Below are 281 nucleotides of genomic sequence, written 5' to 3'. Positions count from 1 at the left end.
ACCGGCGCCAGGCTGTGGCTGGCGTCGCCGGTGCGGAAGGCGGCAATCGCCTGCGACAGGCGCTCGGTCTGGTCGCGCAGGCTTTCGGCCGCGGCGGCGCTTTCTTCCACCAGCGCGGCGTTCTGCTGGGTCATCTGGTCGAGCTGGTTCACCGCCACGTTGACCTGGCCGATGCCGTCGCTCTGCTCGGCCGCGGCCGCGGTGATCTCGCCGATGATGTCGGTCACCCGCTGCACGCTGCTGACGATTTCGCTCATGGTGGTGCCGGCGTCTTCCACCAG

1 protein-coding gene is annotated in these 281 nt (G+C 69.8%); it reads right to left on the bottom strand.

The annotated features are described in order from the left end of the window. Positions 1-281: methyl-accepting chemotaxis protein (locus tag HA630_RS27275; protein ID WP_243855322.1), on the bottom strand; the 281-nt coding region annotated here is incomplete at both ends.

It is taken from the genome of Aquabacterium sp. A08, assembly GCF_011742065.1.
The sequence above is the reverse complement of the archived record's forward strand: the minus strand, read 5'-3'. Positions and strand labels throughout refer to the sequence as shown.